At 57.6% G+C, this 13,087-nt stretch carries 19 protein-coding genes; 7 read left to right on the top strand and 12 right to left on the bottom strand.

The window, feature by feature from the left end; genetic code table 11:
• Positions 1 to 287: 287 nt before the first annotated feature.
• Positions 288 to 1,100, top strand: a complete 813-nt coding sequence (gene map / locus FN806_RS15330; protein WP_142638685.1) for a type I methionyl aminopeptidase — start codon at positions 288 to 290, stop codon at positions 1,098 to 1,100.
• On the opposite strand, the gene FN806_RS15325 is transcribed toward map, so the two are convergent.
• From FN806_RS15325 to FN806_RS15310, 4 genes are read right to left on the bottom strand one after another with little or no spacing between them, the layout of a single operon-like run.
• A complete protein-coding gene (locus FN806_RS15325) occupies positions 1,088 to 1,267 on the bottom strand; it encodes a hypothetical protein (RefSeq protein WP_142638682.1) in 180 nt (59 codons plus the stop codon). The genes map and FN806_RS15325 overlap by 13 nt on opposite strands.
• 24 nt (positions 1,268 to 1,291) lie before the next feature.
• Complete coding sequence (locus FN806_RS15320; protein WP_246097263.1) at positions 1,292 to 1,939, bottom strand: HAD family hydrolase; 648 nt, start codon at positions 1,937 to 1,939, stop codon at positions 1,292 to 1,294.
• Positions 1,920 to 2,480, bottom strand: a complete 561-nt coding sequence (rsmD, locus tag FN806_RS15315) for a 16S rRNA (guanine(966)-N(2))-methyltransferase RsmD (protein ID WP_142638680.1) — start codon at positions 2,478 to 2,480, stop codon at positions 1,920 to 1,922. The genes FN806_RS15320 and rsmD overlap by 20 nt, the downstream gene beginning before the upstream one ends.
• Positions 2,477 to 3,688 (bottom strand): NAD(P)/FAD-dependent oxidoreductase, encoded by a 1,212-nt coding sequence (locus FN806_RS15310; RefSeq protein WP_142638678.1) that lies wholly within the window; start codon positions 3,686 to 3,688, stop codon positions 2,477 to 2,479. The genes rsmD and FN806_RS15310 overlap by 4 nt, the downstream gene beginning before the upstream one ends.
• Before the next feature lie 99 nt (positions 3,689 to 3,787).
• Here FN806_RS15310 and FN806_RS15305 point away from each other — a divergent pair, with 99 nt between their 5' ends.
• From FN806_RS15305 to FN806_RS15290, 4 genes are all read left to right on the top strand, one after another.
• Entirely contained in the window at positions 3,788 to 4,273 is a 486-nt protein-coding gene (locus tag FN806_RS15305) for a peroxiredoxin (RefSeq protein WP_142638675.1), read from the top strand.
• A gap of 102 nt (positions 4,274 to 4,375) precedes the next feature.
• The gene (locus FN806_RS15300) at positions 4,376 to 4,621 is read left to right on the top strand and encodes a glycine zipper 2TM domain-containing protein (RefSeq protein WP_142638673.1); all 246 of its coding nucleotides are present in this window, start codon (positions 4,376 to 4,378) and stop codon (positions 4,619 to 4,621) included.
• A gap of 11 nt (positions 4,622 to 4,632) precedes the next feature.
• Positions 4,633 to 4,977 carry an EF-hand domain-containing protein gene (locus tag FN806_RS15295; protein ID WP_142638671.1) on the top strand — a complete coding sequence of 115 codons (345 nt, stop codon included), beginning with the start codon at positions 4,633 to 4,635 and terminating at the stop codon, positions 4,975 to 4,977.
• A 33-nt stretch (positions 4,978 to 5,010) separates the two neighbouring features.
• Positions 5,011 to 5,322, top strand: a complete 312-nt coding sequence (locus FN806_RS15290; RefSeq protein WP_142638669.1) for a hypothetical protein — start codon at positions 5,011 to 5,013, stop codon at positions 5,320 to 5,322.
• Here the strand turns inward: FN806_RS15290 and FN806_RS15285 are convergent.
• Genes FN806_RS15285 through FN806_RS15270 form a run of 4 tightly spaced genes read right to left on the bottom strand, consistent with a single transcriptional unit; the run spans position 5,319 to position 8,061 of the window.
• Positions 5,319 to 5,612: a 4a-hydroxytetrahydrobiopterin dehydratase gene (locus tag FN806_RS15285; protein WP_142638667.1), complete on the bottom strand. Its 294-nt coding sequence runs from the start codon at positions 5,610 to 5,612 to the stop codon at positions 5,319 to 5,321. The two genes, FN806_RS15290 and FN806_RS15285, sit on opposite strands and share 4 nt — an antisense overlap.
• Entirely contained in the window at positions 5,609 to 6,796 is a 1,188-nt protein-coding gene (locus tag FN806_RS15280; protein ID WP_142638665.1) for a GNAT family N-acetyltransferase, read from the bottom strand. Before FN806_RS15280 ends, FN806_RS15285 begins: the two co-directional genes overlap by 4 nt.
• 45 nt (positions 6,797 to 6,841) lie before the next feature.
• Complete coding sequence (locus FN806_RS15275) at positions 6,842 to 7,609, bottom strand: glycerophosphodiester phosphodiesterase family protein (RefSeq protein WP_142638663.1); 768 nt, start codon at positions 7,607 to 7,609, stop codon at positions 6,842 to 6,844.
• On the bottom strand, positions 7,606 to 8,061 hold the full coding sequence (locus FN806_RS15270) for a RidA family protein (RefSeq protein ID WP_142638661.1): 456 nt from the start codon (positions 8,059 to 8,061) through the stop codon (positions 7,606 to 7,608). Before FN806_RS15270 ends, FN806_RS15275 begins: the two co-directional genes overlap by 4 nt.
• Positions 8,062 to 8,406: 345 nt before the next feature.
• Between FN806_RS15270 and FN806_RS15265 the strand changes: the two genes are divergently transcribed.
• Entirely contained in the window at positions 8,407 to 9,177 is a 771-nt protein-coding gene (locus FN806_RS15265) for an MlaA family lipoprotein (RefSeq protein ID WP_142638706.1), read from the top strand.
• On the top strand, positions 9,167 to 9,775 hold the full coding sequence (locus FN806_RS15260; RefSeq protein ID WP_142638660.1) for an MlaC/ttg2D family ABC transporter substrate-binding protein: 609 nt from the start codon (positions 9,167 to 9,169) through the stop codon (positions 9,773 to 9,775). The genes FN806_RS15265 and FN806_RS15260 overlap by 11 nt, the downstream gene beginning before the upstream one ends.
• A gap of 2 nt (positions 9,776 to 9,777) precedes the next feature.
• Here the strand turns inward: FN806_RS15260 and FN806_RS15255 are convergent, their stop codons facing one another.
• Genes FN806_RS15255 through FN806_RS15240 form a run of 4 tightly spaced genes read right to left on the bottom strand, consistent with a single transcriptional unit; the run spans position 9,778 to position 13,068 of the window.
• A complete protein-coding gene (locus tag FN806_RS15255; protein ID WP_246097262.1) occupies positions 9,778 to 10,143 on the bottom strand; it encodes a putative quinol monooxygenase in 366 nt (121 codons plus the stop codon).
• A gap of 58 nt (positions 10,144 to 10,201) precedes the next feature.
• Positions 10,202 to 11,299: an ABC transporter ATP-binding protein gene (locus tag FN806_RS15250; protein WP_142638656.1), complete on the bottom strand. Its 1,098-nt coding sequence runs from the start codon at positions 11,297 to 11,299 to the stop codon at positions 10,202 to 10,204.
• 4 nt (positions 11,300 to 11,303) lie between these two features.
• Positions 11,304 to 12,203 (bottom strand): carbohydrate ABC transporter permease, encoded by a 900-nt coding sequence (locus FN806_RS15245; RefSeq protein ID WP_142638654.1) that lies wholly within the window; start codon positions 12,201 to 12,203, stop codon positions 11,304 to 11,306.
• Positions 12,196 to 13,068 carry a carbohydrate ABC transporter permease gene (locus FN806_RS15240; protein ID WP_142638652.1) on the bottom strand — a complete coding sequence of 291 codons (873 nt, stop codon included), beginning with the start codon at positions 13,066 to 13,068 and terminating at the stop codon, positions 12,196 to 12,198. Before FN806_RS15240 ends, FN806_RS15245 begins: the two co-directional genes overlap by 8 nt.
• Positions 13,069 to 13,087 lie beyond the last annotated feature (19 nt).

Here is a 13,087-nt window from a genome sequence, read left to right as displayed (position 1 = left end):
CGCATCCGTAAGCCAGAAGAGATCAGACATGTCCACCGCTCGTTTTTGAACCGTGAATCACGCCGCAAAACGGAAATCAATGGGTCCTGACCCTAAGCCGACATTAGCGCCCCCCTCCGACTGGGCAATGTGCTCAGAAAAAGCACGCGCCCAACAAAGGCGATCCGACCAATCCTTGAAGCCACGGCATTGATCCCCATCTTAACCCGCGACCGTGCGCCCTCTGGTACTTTCTGCACAAGCAGCGTAAAAAGGGTGCTGCGCGAAATATTTGGAGCCTCGCACCGATGAAAGAACATCGTGGCCGTCTGACCAAGGACGGTATCCGTATCTATGAGCAGGGTGACTTTGCCGGCATGCAGGCGGCAGGGGCTTTGGCTGCGCAGATACTTGATGATATTGCCGATCATGTGTTCGTCGGCCAGACCACTGGCGCGATTGACGGGCTCATCACGCAGATGGTTGAGGATGCGGGCGCAACATCGGCCACGATTGGCTATAAGGGCTATCAGCATGCCAGCTGTATCAGCGTCAATCACGTGGTCTGCCACGGCATTCCCGGCGACAAAAAGCTGAAGGATGGCGATATCCTGAATATCGACGTGACCGTTATTGTCGACGGCTGGTTCGGGGATACCTCGCGCATGTATGTAGCGGGAAAGCTGCCGCGCAAAGCCGAACGGTTGATCCAGATCACTCATGATGCTCTGTTCAAGGGCATCGAGATGGTCAAACCCGGCAACACGTTCGGCGATATCGGCCACGCGATTCAATCATTTGTCGAGGCACACCGGATGAGCGTAGTCCGCGATTTTTGCGGCCACGGGCTGGGCCGAGTCTTCCATGCACCGCCAAACGTTCTGCACTATGGCCGTCCGGGCACTGGTGCGGTTCTGGAAGAGGGCATGTTCTTTACCATCGAACCGATGGTCAATCTGGGCCGCCCCGAGACCAAGACGCTGGCCGATGACTGGACCGCCGTGACGCGCGACAAATCACTGTCGGCACAGTTTGAACACTCGGTCGGTGTAACGGCAGATGGGGTCGAGATCTTTACCCTGTCGCCAGGCGGTAAGTACCACCCGACCTATTCTTCCTGATCCGCCGCCTGATCCCGTAACAGCTTTAGCAGCAAGGTTTCCGGCCCCCATGGCGTGACCGCATCATGGATGAAAACCGGCGCGCGCAGAGGCGTGCGCTGGGGATCGGTTGCGGTGTCAGCCTTTTGCGGAGGTGACCAATTCGACGGGGTCAGTGCACGGTCCATGCCCCGCAGGGTAACATGACCGGGTCAAATCCCCAAAAGCGCCGGGACCTGCGCCATGTCTGAAAAGACTTCGCCCCCCGCATCGGCCAGTTTTTTACCGCCACCATGCGGCACATAGGCCAAACAGCGCATATGTGCCCTGCTTGCTGCGGTCACACCGCTGAGGCTGTCCTCGATCACCACAGGGTTTACGGCGTTGAAACGCTCAGCCGTAGCCAGAAACAATGTCGGGTCCGGCTTGGCCGTTCCCAGAACATGAGCGGAAAAGGCGACATCGCGAAACCGATCCCATAACCCGTTCTGACCCAAAGTGATCTGCATCTTGTCCGGGCTGCCGTTCGAGGCGACACAGAAGGGCAGCCCGTTTGCCTCGAGAACCGCCAGCAGGTCCGCCACGCCGGGCATCAGCTGCACGCCAAGTCGGAGCCGGTCATAGGTTTCCGCATAGACCTCATCAACCCAGCCTGTGGGCAGCTCCGCGCCCAGCGCCCTTGCCTTGTCCCGCACCCCGGTCATGGTGCCCCCAACGAACAGCTTCATACTGTCTTCGATTGTCAGGTTCAGGCCATAACGGGCAAGATTGTCGACCAGTACCTGATTGGACAGCGGCTCACTGTCGACCAGGACTCCGTCGCAATCAAAGATCACCAGATCATGCATCCGGATCGCCATTCCACATCAGGGTGATATGCGTGTCGCCATATTTGCGGCTGTTATGCAACACGAACCCCTCGGGCGGCTGCATGGGCGCGTTTTCCTCCCAGACGACAAGGGCGCCTTGTGCGAACCAGCCGTCAGACAGAGCCGCAATCGCCTTTTGCCCAAGGGATTTGCCATAGGGCGGGTCCAGGAAGATCAGGTCATAAGGCGCTGCAGGATTGGCCCCCAGCCGCGTTGCGTCGCGACGGATCAGCTCGGTACAGTCAGAGCTGCGGGTCAGGTCGATATTCTTGCGGATCAGGCCCTGTGACACGCGGCCATCATCGACAAAGCTCACATGTGCCGCACCGCGCGACAAGGCCTCAAGCCCCAGCGCACCGGTGCCTGCGAACAGGTCCAACACGCGCAGCCCGTCAAAATCAATCTGATGGGCCAGTACGTTGAACAGGCTTTCGCGTACCCGGTCTGTGGTCGGGCGCAGATGCGCGCCGGCGTCCCCCTTGCCGACCGAGGCCAAAGCCCGACCTCGGAAGGCTCCGGCGATGATCCTCACGCTCTGAGCAGCGGTTTCAGGTCCGCATCCGGGTCGGCTACAATAGCAGGATCAGCTGTTTTTCCGCTTTCAATCAGACGCTTACCAACCATATAGGCACGCGGATCGTTCATCGCGTCGACAGCGATCAGCTGATCGCCCTTATAGTACCAGAAGGACACGGTCTGCCCGTCACCATTGCGGGTCACCACCCGGTCATACCCGGTGTTCAGGCCCGCGATCTGCAGTTTGACGTCATACTGATCCGACCAGAACCACGGGGTCGCAGTATAATCCTTTGCCGCGCCCAACATGTTCTGGGCAACAATCTCGGCCTGATCAATCGCGTTTGGCACGCTTTCCAGACGGATACGCCCGCCAGCATGCGGGAATGAGGCGCAATCGCCCGCCGCCCAGATCGACGGATCAGAGGTGCGCCCATGCGCATCGGTCTTGATGCCATTGTCCAGCTCAAGCCCGGCCATCTCGGCCAGTTGGGTTGCAGGAGCGATGCCAACGCCGACAACAACGAAATCGACCGCCAGTTCTGTTCCATCGGTCAGCACCGCGCCAGTGACCTTGCCGTTTTCACCCAGCAGTCGGTCCAACCCGACACCTTCGCGGATATCGGCGCCATATTCGGAATGCAGTGCTCGGAAATAGTCACTGGTTTCGGGGGCGGCGACCCGTTGCAAAATGCGGTCGGCCATTTCGACCAGGGTCACCTTGACCCCGCGCTTGGCGCAAACGGCTGCGGCCTCAAGCCCGATGTATCCCCCACCCACGATCAAAGCGCGCGCACCTTCAGAGACGAAGGGTTCCATTTCGTCCACATGGGCCAGATCACGCACCACATGCACCCCGTCCAAATCGCCGCCAATAGCGGCTGGAAGGCGGCGCGGATCCGATCCGGTGGTCAGGGCCAGCTCGTCGTAAGCAACAACCTGATCACCCAGCGTCACGGTCTTGGCCTGAGGGTCGATTCCGGTCACGCGCTGACCAAGGCGCAGGGTGATATTGTTATCGGTATAGAAGTTTTCGGGGCGCAGGAACAGGCGCTCTAGCCCCATCTCACCCAGAAGATAGGCTTTAGACAAAGGCGGTCTCTGATAGGGCAAATGCGGCTCTGCGCCGATCAGAGTAATCTCGCCGTCGAACCCATCTTTGCGCAGCCGGGCGACAAGCGAAGCACCTGCCTGGCCGGCGCCAATCACGACAATATGGCTCATATTCCCCTCACCCTGTCGAATTCCCGTGGTCACTTTTGTTGGCTCACCTATATTGCGGCTAGGCCCGACTCTGCAAATCCAAATGACAGGAGCGAAAAAATGATTTCAACAGGTGACACTCTGCCCGACGCCACATTGACCCAAATGGGGGCAAATGGCCCTGAAGAGGTCCGCGTTTCGGACAAGACCAAAGGGCGCAAGGTTGTCATTTTCGCCGTGCCCGGCGCCTATACCGGCACGTGCACAACGGCGCATGTTCCAAGCTTTATGCGTACCAAAGACCAGTTCGATGCAAAAGGCGTGGAAGAAATCATCTGCATCTCGGTCAACGACCCCTTTGTCATGAGCGCCTGGGGCGAGTCCACAGGCGCAACTGCGACTGGCCTAACCATGTTGGCCGATGCGGCGTCTGAATTCACCAAAGCCATCGGGATGGATTTCGACGCCCCGCCCGTTGGTCTGATCGGCAGGTCCAAGCGCTATGCGATGCTGGTCGAAGACGGCAAAGTGGTCGCCATGAACCTGGAGGAAAATCCCGGCGTCTGCGAGATTTCCGCAGGTGAAGGGCTGTTAGAGGTTATCTGACCTGATCTGGCCCCAGTGCTGCTGGGGCCATTTTCGCAATTTAACTTGCGGCACTCTCATGATGGGCGAATACTTGGTACATATTCATCAGGGAGTTTGTTTATGAACCTAAAGACATTTACCTTTCTTTTAGGTCTGACCGGCGCACTTGGCGCTTGTGGACCGGCCCCTACCCCGCAGCAACAGGCCGCACGACAGCATGAGATCGCCTGCCTGAGCGGCACAGTGGGTGGTGCCTTGCTGGGCGGTGTCATCGGCAATCAGTTTGGCGGCGGTTCCGGGAAAACCATCCTGACGGCAGCGGGTGCTGCGGTCGGCGGCGTTGAAGGTAAGAGGTTCGCATGTTGAGAGGGATGAAGATGAAAACCGCAATCGTCCTGTCGATGTTGTCCCTGGCGGGTGCCGCAACGGCCGAAACCGTGGCAGAGCTGCATGAGAATGAGCTTAAGGCCATCGACACCAATAATGACGGCTTCCTGTCGAAAGATGAGTTCGACGCCTTTTCCGACTATGCGTTCCAGACGATGGATGAGGACAAGAACGGCACATTGGGCCTGGATGAAGCCAAGCCGTTTCTGGATATAAAGCAATTCCAAAAGGTTGACCGGGACCGGGATAGTAATATTTCAAGAACGGAATACGATCAGCATATGACCGAAGATTTTATTTCTGCTGATCAGAACAGCAACGGTCAACTGGACTAGGCTCTGCGGCCTTGGGCCAGACAGGAGTATGCAATGACCAAATGGAGCGCTCTTTTTGCGCTGGGGTTGCTTGCGGCATGTGATGTGCCGCAGGCCCCTGTTGTGACCGGCCCTGATGGCCAATCGAGGATTGAGATCAGCGCCACTGGCCTGACCTGCTATGACCGGCGTTGTCTCGACATCAACCCCGCAGCACGGTCCGTGCGCATGATCGGCAACAGAACTACCCGGATACCTGCCGAAATCGACGTTAGTGACAACCTGGTCACCCCAGCCGAGTTCAGGCGGCTGGGTCAGGTTGCCAGCCTTGCCGGTGGTGTCGGATCACGCGGTGACAGCGGCTAGACCAGGCTGTCCATCTTGCGGGCCAGTTTGGCGTCAAGCGCCGAAAGCCCGCCGACATCATGGGTGGACAGCGTCACCTCGACCGTGCGGTAGACATTGAACCATTCGGGATGATGGTTCCATTTCTCGGCAAACATAGACACTTGGGTCATCCAACCAAAGGCGTGGACGAAGTCCTCGAACATAAAGGTCTTGGTGATCGCATCCCGGTCCTTGACCATGGTCCAGCCGCTTTTGAACAGCGGGTCCAGCAAGGGGCCACGGGTCTCGGTCGACAGAAGTTCAGTCATTGGTGTTCCTCCGGGTTCGACTTTCTGAACGGGCCATAATCAGTCAGAATCTCGATTTCTTCTCCCACTGCTTGGGCCTCGGCGTCCAGATATTTTTTGATCGCATCGGCAAAGCTGGGGTCATTGACCCAGTGCAGGCTGTGCGTGCGCGTGGGAAGATAGCCGCGCGCCAGCTTGTGTTCGCCCTGCGCCCCTGCCTCGACCCGAGCCAGGCCTTGGGCAATGGCAAAGTCGATTGCCCTATAATAGCACAGTTCGAAATGCAGGCAGGCATGATGTTCGACGCAGCCCCAGTAACGGCCATAAAGCGTTTCGCGCCCGATAAAGTTCAGCGCCCCCGCAATCGGATACCCGCCGCGCTCGGCCAGAACCAATGCCATGTCATCCGCCATGGTTTCCTGAGCGATATCAAAGAATTGCCGCGTCAGATAGGGCACGCCCCATTTCCGAGCGCCGGTATCCTGATAGAACTCCCAGAACGCGTCCCAATGTTCAGGGCGCAGGTCATCACCCGTCAACGCGCGGATTTCGCCGCCAAAGGCGCAGGCCTGCGCGCGTTCCTTGCGAATGTTCTTGCGTTTGCGCGAGGATAAAGCGGCCAGAAATCCATCGAAATTCGCATACCCGTCGTTCAGCCAGTGAAATTGCTGGGAATGGCGCAACATCAGGCCCATCTGTTCGCCCGCCAGCGCCTCATCTTCAGTGCAAAAGGTCGCATGGACCGACGATACCTGATTATCCGCGGCCAGCTGCACCGCCCCCTGCACCAAGGCGGACATTCCCACCGCCTGATATCCCGGCCGCAGCAGAAAGCGGCGCCCGGTGGCCGGGGTGAACGGCACGGCAATCTGCAGTTTGGGATAATACCGCCCGCCGGCGTTTTCATAGGCATGCGCCCAGTTGTGGTCGAAGATATATTCGCCCTGACTATGCGATTTGGCATACATCGGGGCGGCCCCGATCAACATTCCATCCAGATAAACCGTCAGGTATTGCGGCTGCCAGCCGGTACCCGGCCCGACCGACCCGCTCTCCTCCAAAGCCAAAAGAAAGCGATGAGTGGTAAAGGGATCAAGCGGACGGCCCCCATCCGCAGCCTCGGGGCAGGCACAGCTGTCCCACTCTGCCGCAGTAATCTGCGAGAGCGATCCAAGTACCCGAACCTCGATTTGTGCCTGATCCATGTGCCCTCTGCGTTTGATCTTTATCTGTGACGGAAGGGGCGCGGTTCAACCCGGATGCGCGGCTAAGTACCCTTCGAAAGTCACATTATCGGCAATCTTGCGAGCCTCGGCCTCTTGCGCGGCCGAGCGAACGGTCCAGCACAGGACCGGAACACCCTGAGCCTTCAGCTCGGCAACCCTTGGGCGGGACAAGTCTTCGGCTTCGTGGCTGATGAAACTGGCCCCGACCCTCGCGAAATCCGGGATGTCCCGCAGGTAATCGCACACCGCCGCAGGCAAAAGTTCGACTTTGGGCTGATACGAACAGGTCGTGATCCCCCTGGGCAAATGCGGCGCCAACCGCGCCAGTTCAGCCACCGAATTGGGGTTGAACGACATCAGCGCCACCGGACCTTCATAACCCTCAAGGGCTCGTACAGTATCGCGCTCGAGCGGGCCCACATTCGGGCCCATCACACCGTCCTGATCCTTAAGCTCGATCAGCAGGGGCACCTTGCCCGCCACGATTTCCAGCACATCATCCAGTGTCGGAATACCGTCATCAGCGTGCAACAGCTGTGTCTCGGACGCTACCTGCGCCGAAATCTGCCGAACTGGGCCCGGTCGCCCGGTCAGTCGCCCCAGGTCATAGTCGTGAAAGACCAAAGCCCGGTTGTCGGCGCTCAACTGCAGATCAATCTCAATCCCGTAACCGGCCTTAACAGCGGCACGAACCGCCGCCCGGCTGTTTTCCGGGCGGTTGTCCAATTTGTCGTGCAGGGCCCGATGCGTGATCGGGGCCTGTAGGAACGTAGCGGGCAGTACCGGGGTCATGCGATCTCGAAGATGCCTTCGATCTCAACCGCGACGCCCAACGGCAACGACGCTGCACTCACGGCCGAGCGCGAATGGCGACCAGCCTCGCCCAGCGCCTCGACCAGAAAGTCCGACGCACCATTGATCACCTGCGGCTGGTCGGTGAAATCGGCGGTTGAATTCACGAACCCTGTCAGTTTGATCACACGCACCAGCTTTTCTATATCGCCACCGCAAGCAGCCTTGACCTGCGCCAGAAGATTGATCGCGCAGACCTTGGCGGCCGCAGCACCCGCTGCAACATCCATGTTATCACCCAGCTTGCCGGTGATCAGTTCCGCATCCTTGGAAATCTGTCCTGAAACGTAGACGATATTGCCGACCCGCACGAAAGGCACATAGTTGGCGGCGGGCGCCGGCCCGTCCGGCAGACTGATTCCCAGGCTTTCCAGTTTTGCTGCGATACTCATCGGTTGATCCTCACCTGATATAGACTCGGCCGGACGCTATCCGGGATCGTTCGGCTGGAAAAGTGTGAAACCAGTAAAACTGCGGTCAGTGGCGTATTAAGCGTAACTTCTCTTATCCCGAGGTGTTGAACTTGTGTCACTTTACCTGATGCAGTCGGCCGGGTTAAACGCGAACTGTTTCAAAATGGGCCCAAAACCTTTATGTGACGACAGATTGAGCCGCAAAATGGCCGCAGGCATTATTGATTGAGCGTCCAGCCCCACTCACAAAACGGCTGGCGCGTTTGGAGTTGAAATACCGTGTTGAGCAAGATCAGATTCAAGCCCCTGATTGTCGTGACCCTGATGACCGTTCTTGGCGCTTGTGCGTCCCAACCCGCCGATCAGGCCGCGCGCGGCGATACTTTCGATCCCTACGAGAATACAAACCGCGGCATTCACAAGTTCAATCTGGGCGTCGACCGGTTCCTGTTCCGTCCGGCCTCGAAGGGCTATGTGAAGATCGTGCCCGATCCGATGGTGACCAGTTTCAACCATTTTGCCGAAAACCTGACTATGCCGGGTCAGGCTCTGGATTATCTGCTGCAGGGCAATCTGAAGCAGTCGGGCAATGCCCTGCTGCGGTTCCTCATCAATACGACCGTTGGTGGCGCGGGTCTGTCTGACCCGGCCAGCGAATTGAACCTGCCGCCCGTGGATACCGATTTCGGTGAAACCCTGCACGTCTGGGGTTTTGGCGAAGGCGCCTATGTGGAATTGCCCTTCTATGGCCCCTCAACATCCAGGGATGCGGTCGGCGTCGTCGTCAACCTGTTTTCGAACCCGATCAACTTCACACCGGTGCGCCCGGTCGAGAATATCGGCGTCTACGCCGAAATCGTAAGGCGGATGGGCGACCGTGGACGGTTCTCGGACACAGTCGATTCCATCCTCTATGAAAGTGCTGACAGCTATAAGCAGGCACAAACAATTTACCTGCAAAATCGACGTTTCGAACTGGCACGCGATGATGAGGACGCCTATCTGGGATTGTATGACGATCCCTATGCAGATATCGGGACCGACCCTGTCAGAGACCCCTACCTTGACCCCTACGAGGATCCATATGCCGAGTAATTATTTGAAGAGAAGAGAGTTTATTGCATCTGGCATCGCCGGCCTGGCGCTAGCCACCCTCCCTTTGCCAAGCTTTGCACAGACAGAGGCCAGTGCAAAAGCGTTGGTCGTTAGCGTTGTGGATGACATCAACCGCGTCATCAGTTCGGGAAAATCCGAAAAGAGCATGATCCGCGATTTTGAAAAGATCTTCGTGCAATATGCCGACGTTCCGATCATGGCCCGCTATGTGCTGGGGGCCGATGGCCGCTCGGCCAGTGCGTCACAGATAAAGCAGTTCACCGACGCGTTTCAGGGCTATATCTCGAACAAATACGGACGTCGCTTTCGCGAGTTCATTGGCGGCGAGGTGACCGTTCGAAATGCGCGCAAGATCAAAGCCGGATACGAGGTGCGTACCTCGGTCAAGCTGCAGGGCTCCTCGCCCTTTGAGGTGACCTTCCTGGTGTCCGACAAATCCGGCCGCGACAAATTCTTCAACATGTTTATCGAAGGCGTGAACATGCTGCTGACCGAACGTACCGAGATTGGCGCCATGCTGGACGCGCGCGGCGGTGATCTGAACCGTCTGATCAAGGATATGAAGCGAACCGGGTAAATTCACAGCGATTTGCTGCAGTCAAAACTTTCAAATCCGCTCGTAGTTTCGACCAGTTCGGCCTCATAGTGTGCGATCATTGGCATTGCAATGGGTTCGATCTGGTCATTCCAGACCGCCTCACCATAGAAGCTGTCCTTTATCCTGTCGCGTTCTTCCAACGAAGAAAACGCGCGCATCCAATGCACTTTGTCAGGATTTTCCAGGTCTCTGAGCGGCCCAAACACAAGCATTCCTGCATCCCGCAACGCAGCGCGATTGTGTTTCTCAAAGAATTCTACGAACGCTTCTCGGCGGCCCGGTTTTAGTGTGTAATGTCGAATTTCCAGTATCATCATATACCCCGGGCAATCTCGTTGGCCTGACATGGCGTCAGTACTTGGCGAAATTGCCCGAGTTTAGCAAGAACAAGTCCTGCGCAGTGCGCTAGTTCAACCGCTCGCCGGTTTCCTTGGCAAAATAGGACACTTTGCTCATGTCAAAGGCCAGGTTCAGCTCTTGCCCGGCCTGGGCGCTGGTTTCCGCGTGCAGGCGCGCAGTGACCTGTTTGCCGCCCAGTTCGGACACAACATAGGTGTCAGCCCCGGCAGGTTCGACCATGTCGACCATGCAAACCGCTTCCTGTACACCGTCTCCGGCGCGGAACCCGGCCTCGGCGATATCCTCTGGGCGCAGGCCCAGAATGACATCCTGCGGCAGTGACAGATCGCGGGCATCCTTCAGGACTAGCGTTTCACCGGATGACCGCTCAATGGCGATTTCGGTGCCCGTGCCGTTCTTGGTGGCCTTTGCAGGGATCAGGTTCATCGCAGGCGAGCCCATGAAATCAGCCACGAACAGGTTGGCGGGGTTGTTATAGATCTCGGCCGGGCTGCCGATCTGTTGCACGATCCCGCCTTTCAGAACCACAATCTTGGTGGCCAGCGTCATCGCCTCGATCTGGTCGTGGGTCACATAAACGATAGAGGCATCCAGCGTCTGGTGCAGCTTCTTGATTTCTGTCCGCATCTCGACCCGCAGCTTGGCGTCGAGGTTCGACAGCGGCTCGTCAAACAGGAACAGTTTGGGGTCGCGCACCAGCGCCCGACCCATCGCCACCCGCTGACGCTGTCCACCGGACAGCTGACTAGGACGGCGGTTCAGCAGCGGTTCGATTTGCAGCAGTGCGGCCACATCCTTTAGCTTAGCGTCCATCGTAGCCTGATCCACGCCGCGCACTTTCATGCCAAAGGTAATGTTCTTGGCCACCGACATGGTTGGGTACAGGGCGTAGGACTGAAACACCATGGCGATGTCCCGGTCCTTAGGGCTGACATGGGTCATGTCTTTGCCACCAATGGCCAGCGTACCGCCGGTGATCGGTTCCAGCCCGGCAATACAGTTCAGCAGGGTGGATTTCCCACAGCCCGATGGGCCGACCAGCACCAGAAAGTCGCCCGGTTCGATCGAGATGTTGATATCCTTCAGGATCTCGGTTGCGCCGTAGTTCTTGTACAGCTTGTTGATATCAAGGATGGGAGCCATCATTCTATCCCTTCACAGAGCCAGCGGTCAGGCCGCGGATGAAATACTTACCGGCAACGACATAGACGAGCAGCGTCGGCAGACCCGCGATGATCGCGGCGGCCATGTCGACATTGTATTCTTTGACACCGGTGGTGGAGTTTACGATGTTATTAAGCGCCACGGTCACAGGCTGTGTGCCCGCCTGGCTGAACGAGACGCCGAACAAGAAATCATTCCAGATCTGCGTGAATTGCCAGATCACGGTTACCACGATGATCGGCAGTGACAGTGGCAGGAAGATCGACCAGAAAATCCGCAGGAACCCGGCCCCATCGACGCGGGCGGCCTTGGTCAGCTCGGCCGGGATAGAGACATAATAGTTGCGGAAAAACAGCGTGGTGAAGCCAAGACCATAGATTACGTGGACAAAGATCAGGCCCGGAATGGTTCCGGCAATACCCATCATGCCCAGAAGGCGCGCCATCGGCAGCAGGACGACCTGAAACGGAATGAAGCAACCAAACAGCATCAGCGAGAAGATGATGTTAGCCCCTTTGAACCGCCACTGCGCGACAACGTAACCATTCAGAGCGCCCAGCAGGGTCGAGATAGCCACCGCAGGCACCGCAATCAGGACCGAGTTCCAGAAGTAAGGCCGCAGACCTTCGCATTGGATACCCGTGCAGGCGCCCGACCAAGCGGTTTGCCAGGCTTCGAAACTCACCTCACGCGGTAACGATATCAGGCTACCGGTACGGATTTCCTCGAGGCTTTTCAGCGATGTCGTCAACATCACAAATAATGGCATCAGATAGTACAGCGCGAACAGGCACAGCACCACGTAAAGCAGCCAGCGCAGGGCGATTTTGCTCATGTTACTTTGGCTGCGGGTTTGGGTGTGGGGCATCGACAGATCAGTCATTTTTAGCCCTCAATTCTGAGTAGAGATAAGGAACCACGATGGCAAAGACGACCAGCATCATGATCATTGCAGACGACGCCGCCTGACCGATATCGCCGCGCGAAAAGGCCATCGCATACATGTAGGTGGCGGGCAGATCGGTCGCATAGCCCGGACCGCCGCCAGTCAGGGCGATGACAAGGTCAAAGCTCTTGATTGCCAGATGCGCCAACACGATGAAAGCGGACAGGAAAATCGGGGCCATCGACGGGATGATGATCGCGGTATAGATACGCCATGTTGGAATACCATCGACCTGTGCGGCCTTGATGATCTCGCCATCAACCGAGCGCAGACCGGCCAGAAACAGCGCCATCACAAAGCCCGAGCTTTGCCAGAGTGCGGCAATGACGATGGTGTAGATCGCGTAATCGGGATTCACAAGCCAATCGAATTCGAAGTTGGGAAAGCCCCAACCCTGCACCATGGACTCAATCCCCAGACCGGGGTTCAGGATCCACTTCCACGCCGTGCCCGTGACGATCATCGACAGCGCCATGGGGTAGAGATAGATTGTTCGGATCGCTCCTTCGACGCGGATTTTCTGATCCAGCAGGATGGCCAGCAGCAGGCCCAGCAGCATCGCGATCACGATGAACAGAGTACCAAAGATATACAGGTTGCCAATCGCCGTATCCCAGCGAGGAGAGTCGAACAGGCGCTCATATTGGATGAAGCCATGGATCTCGTATTTCGGCAGCAGTTTTGAGCGTGTAAGCGACACCCATGCGGTCCATCCGATAAATCCGTAGACAAAGATCAATACGGCGATGAACGACGGTGCCAGCACCACCTTGGGCAGGTGGTTTTCCAGCCATTCGGACATGTTTTCCTCCGGGGAAAGA

It is taken from the genome of Ruegeria faecimaris, from assembly GCF_900182615.1.
GTDB classification, from domain to species: Bacteria; Pseudomonadota; Alphaproteobacteria; order Rhodobacterales; family Rhodobacteraceae; genus Ruegeria; species Ruegeria faecimaris.
Note: the sequence above shows the minus strand (reverse complement) of the source record. Positions and strands in the feature narration are given on the sequence as shown.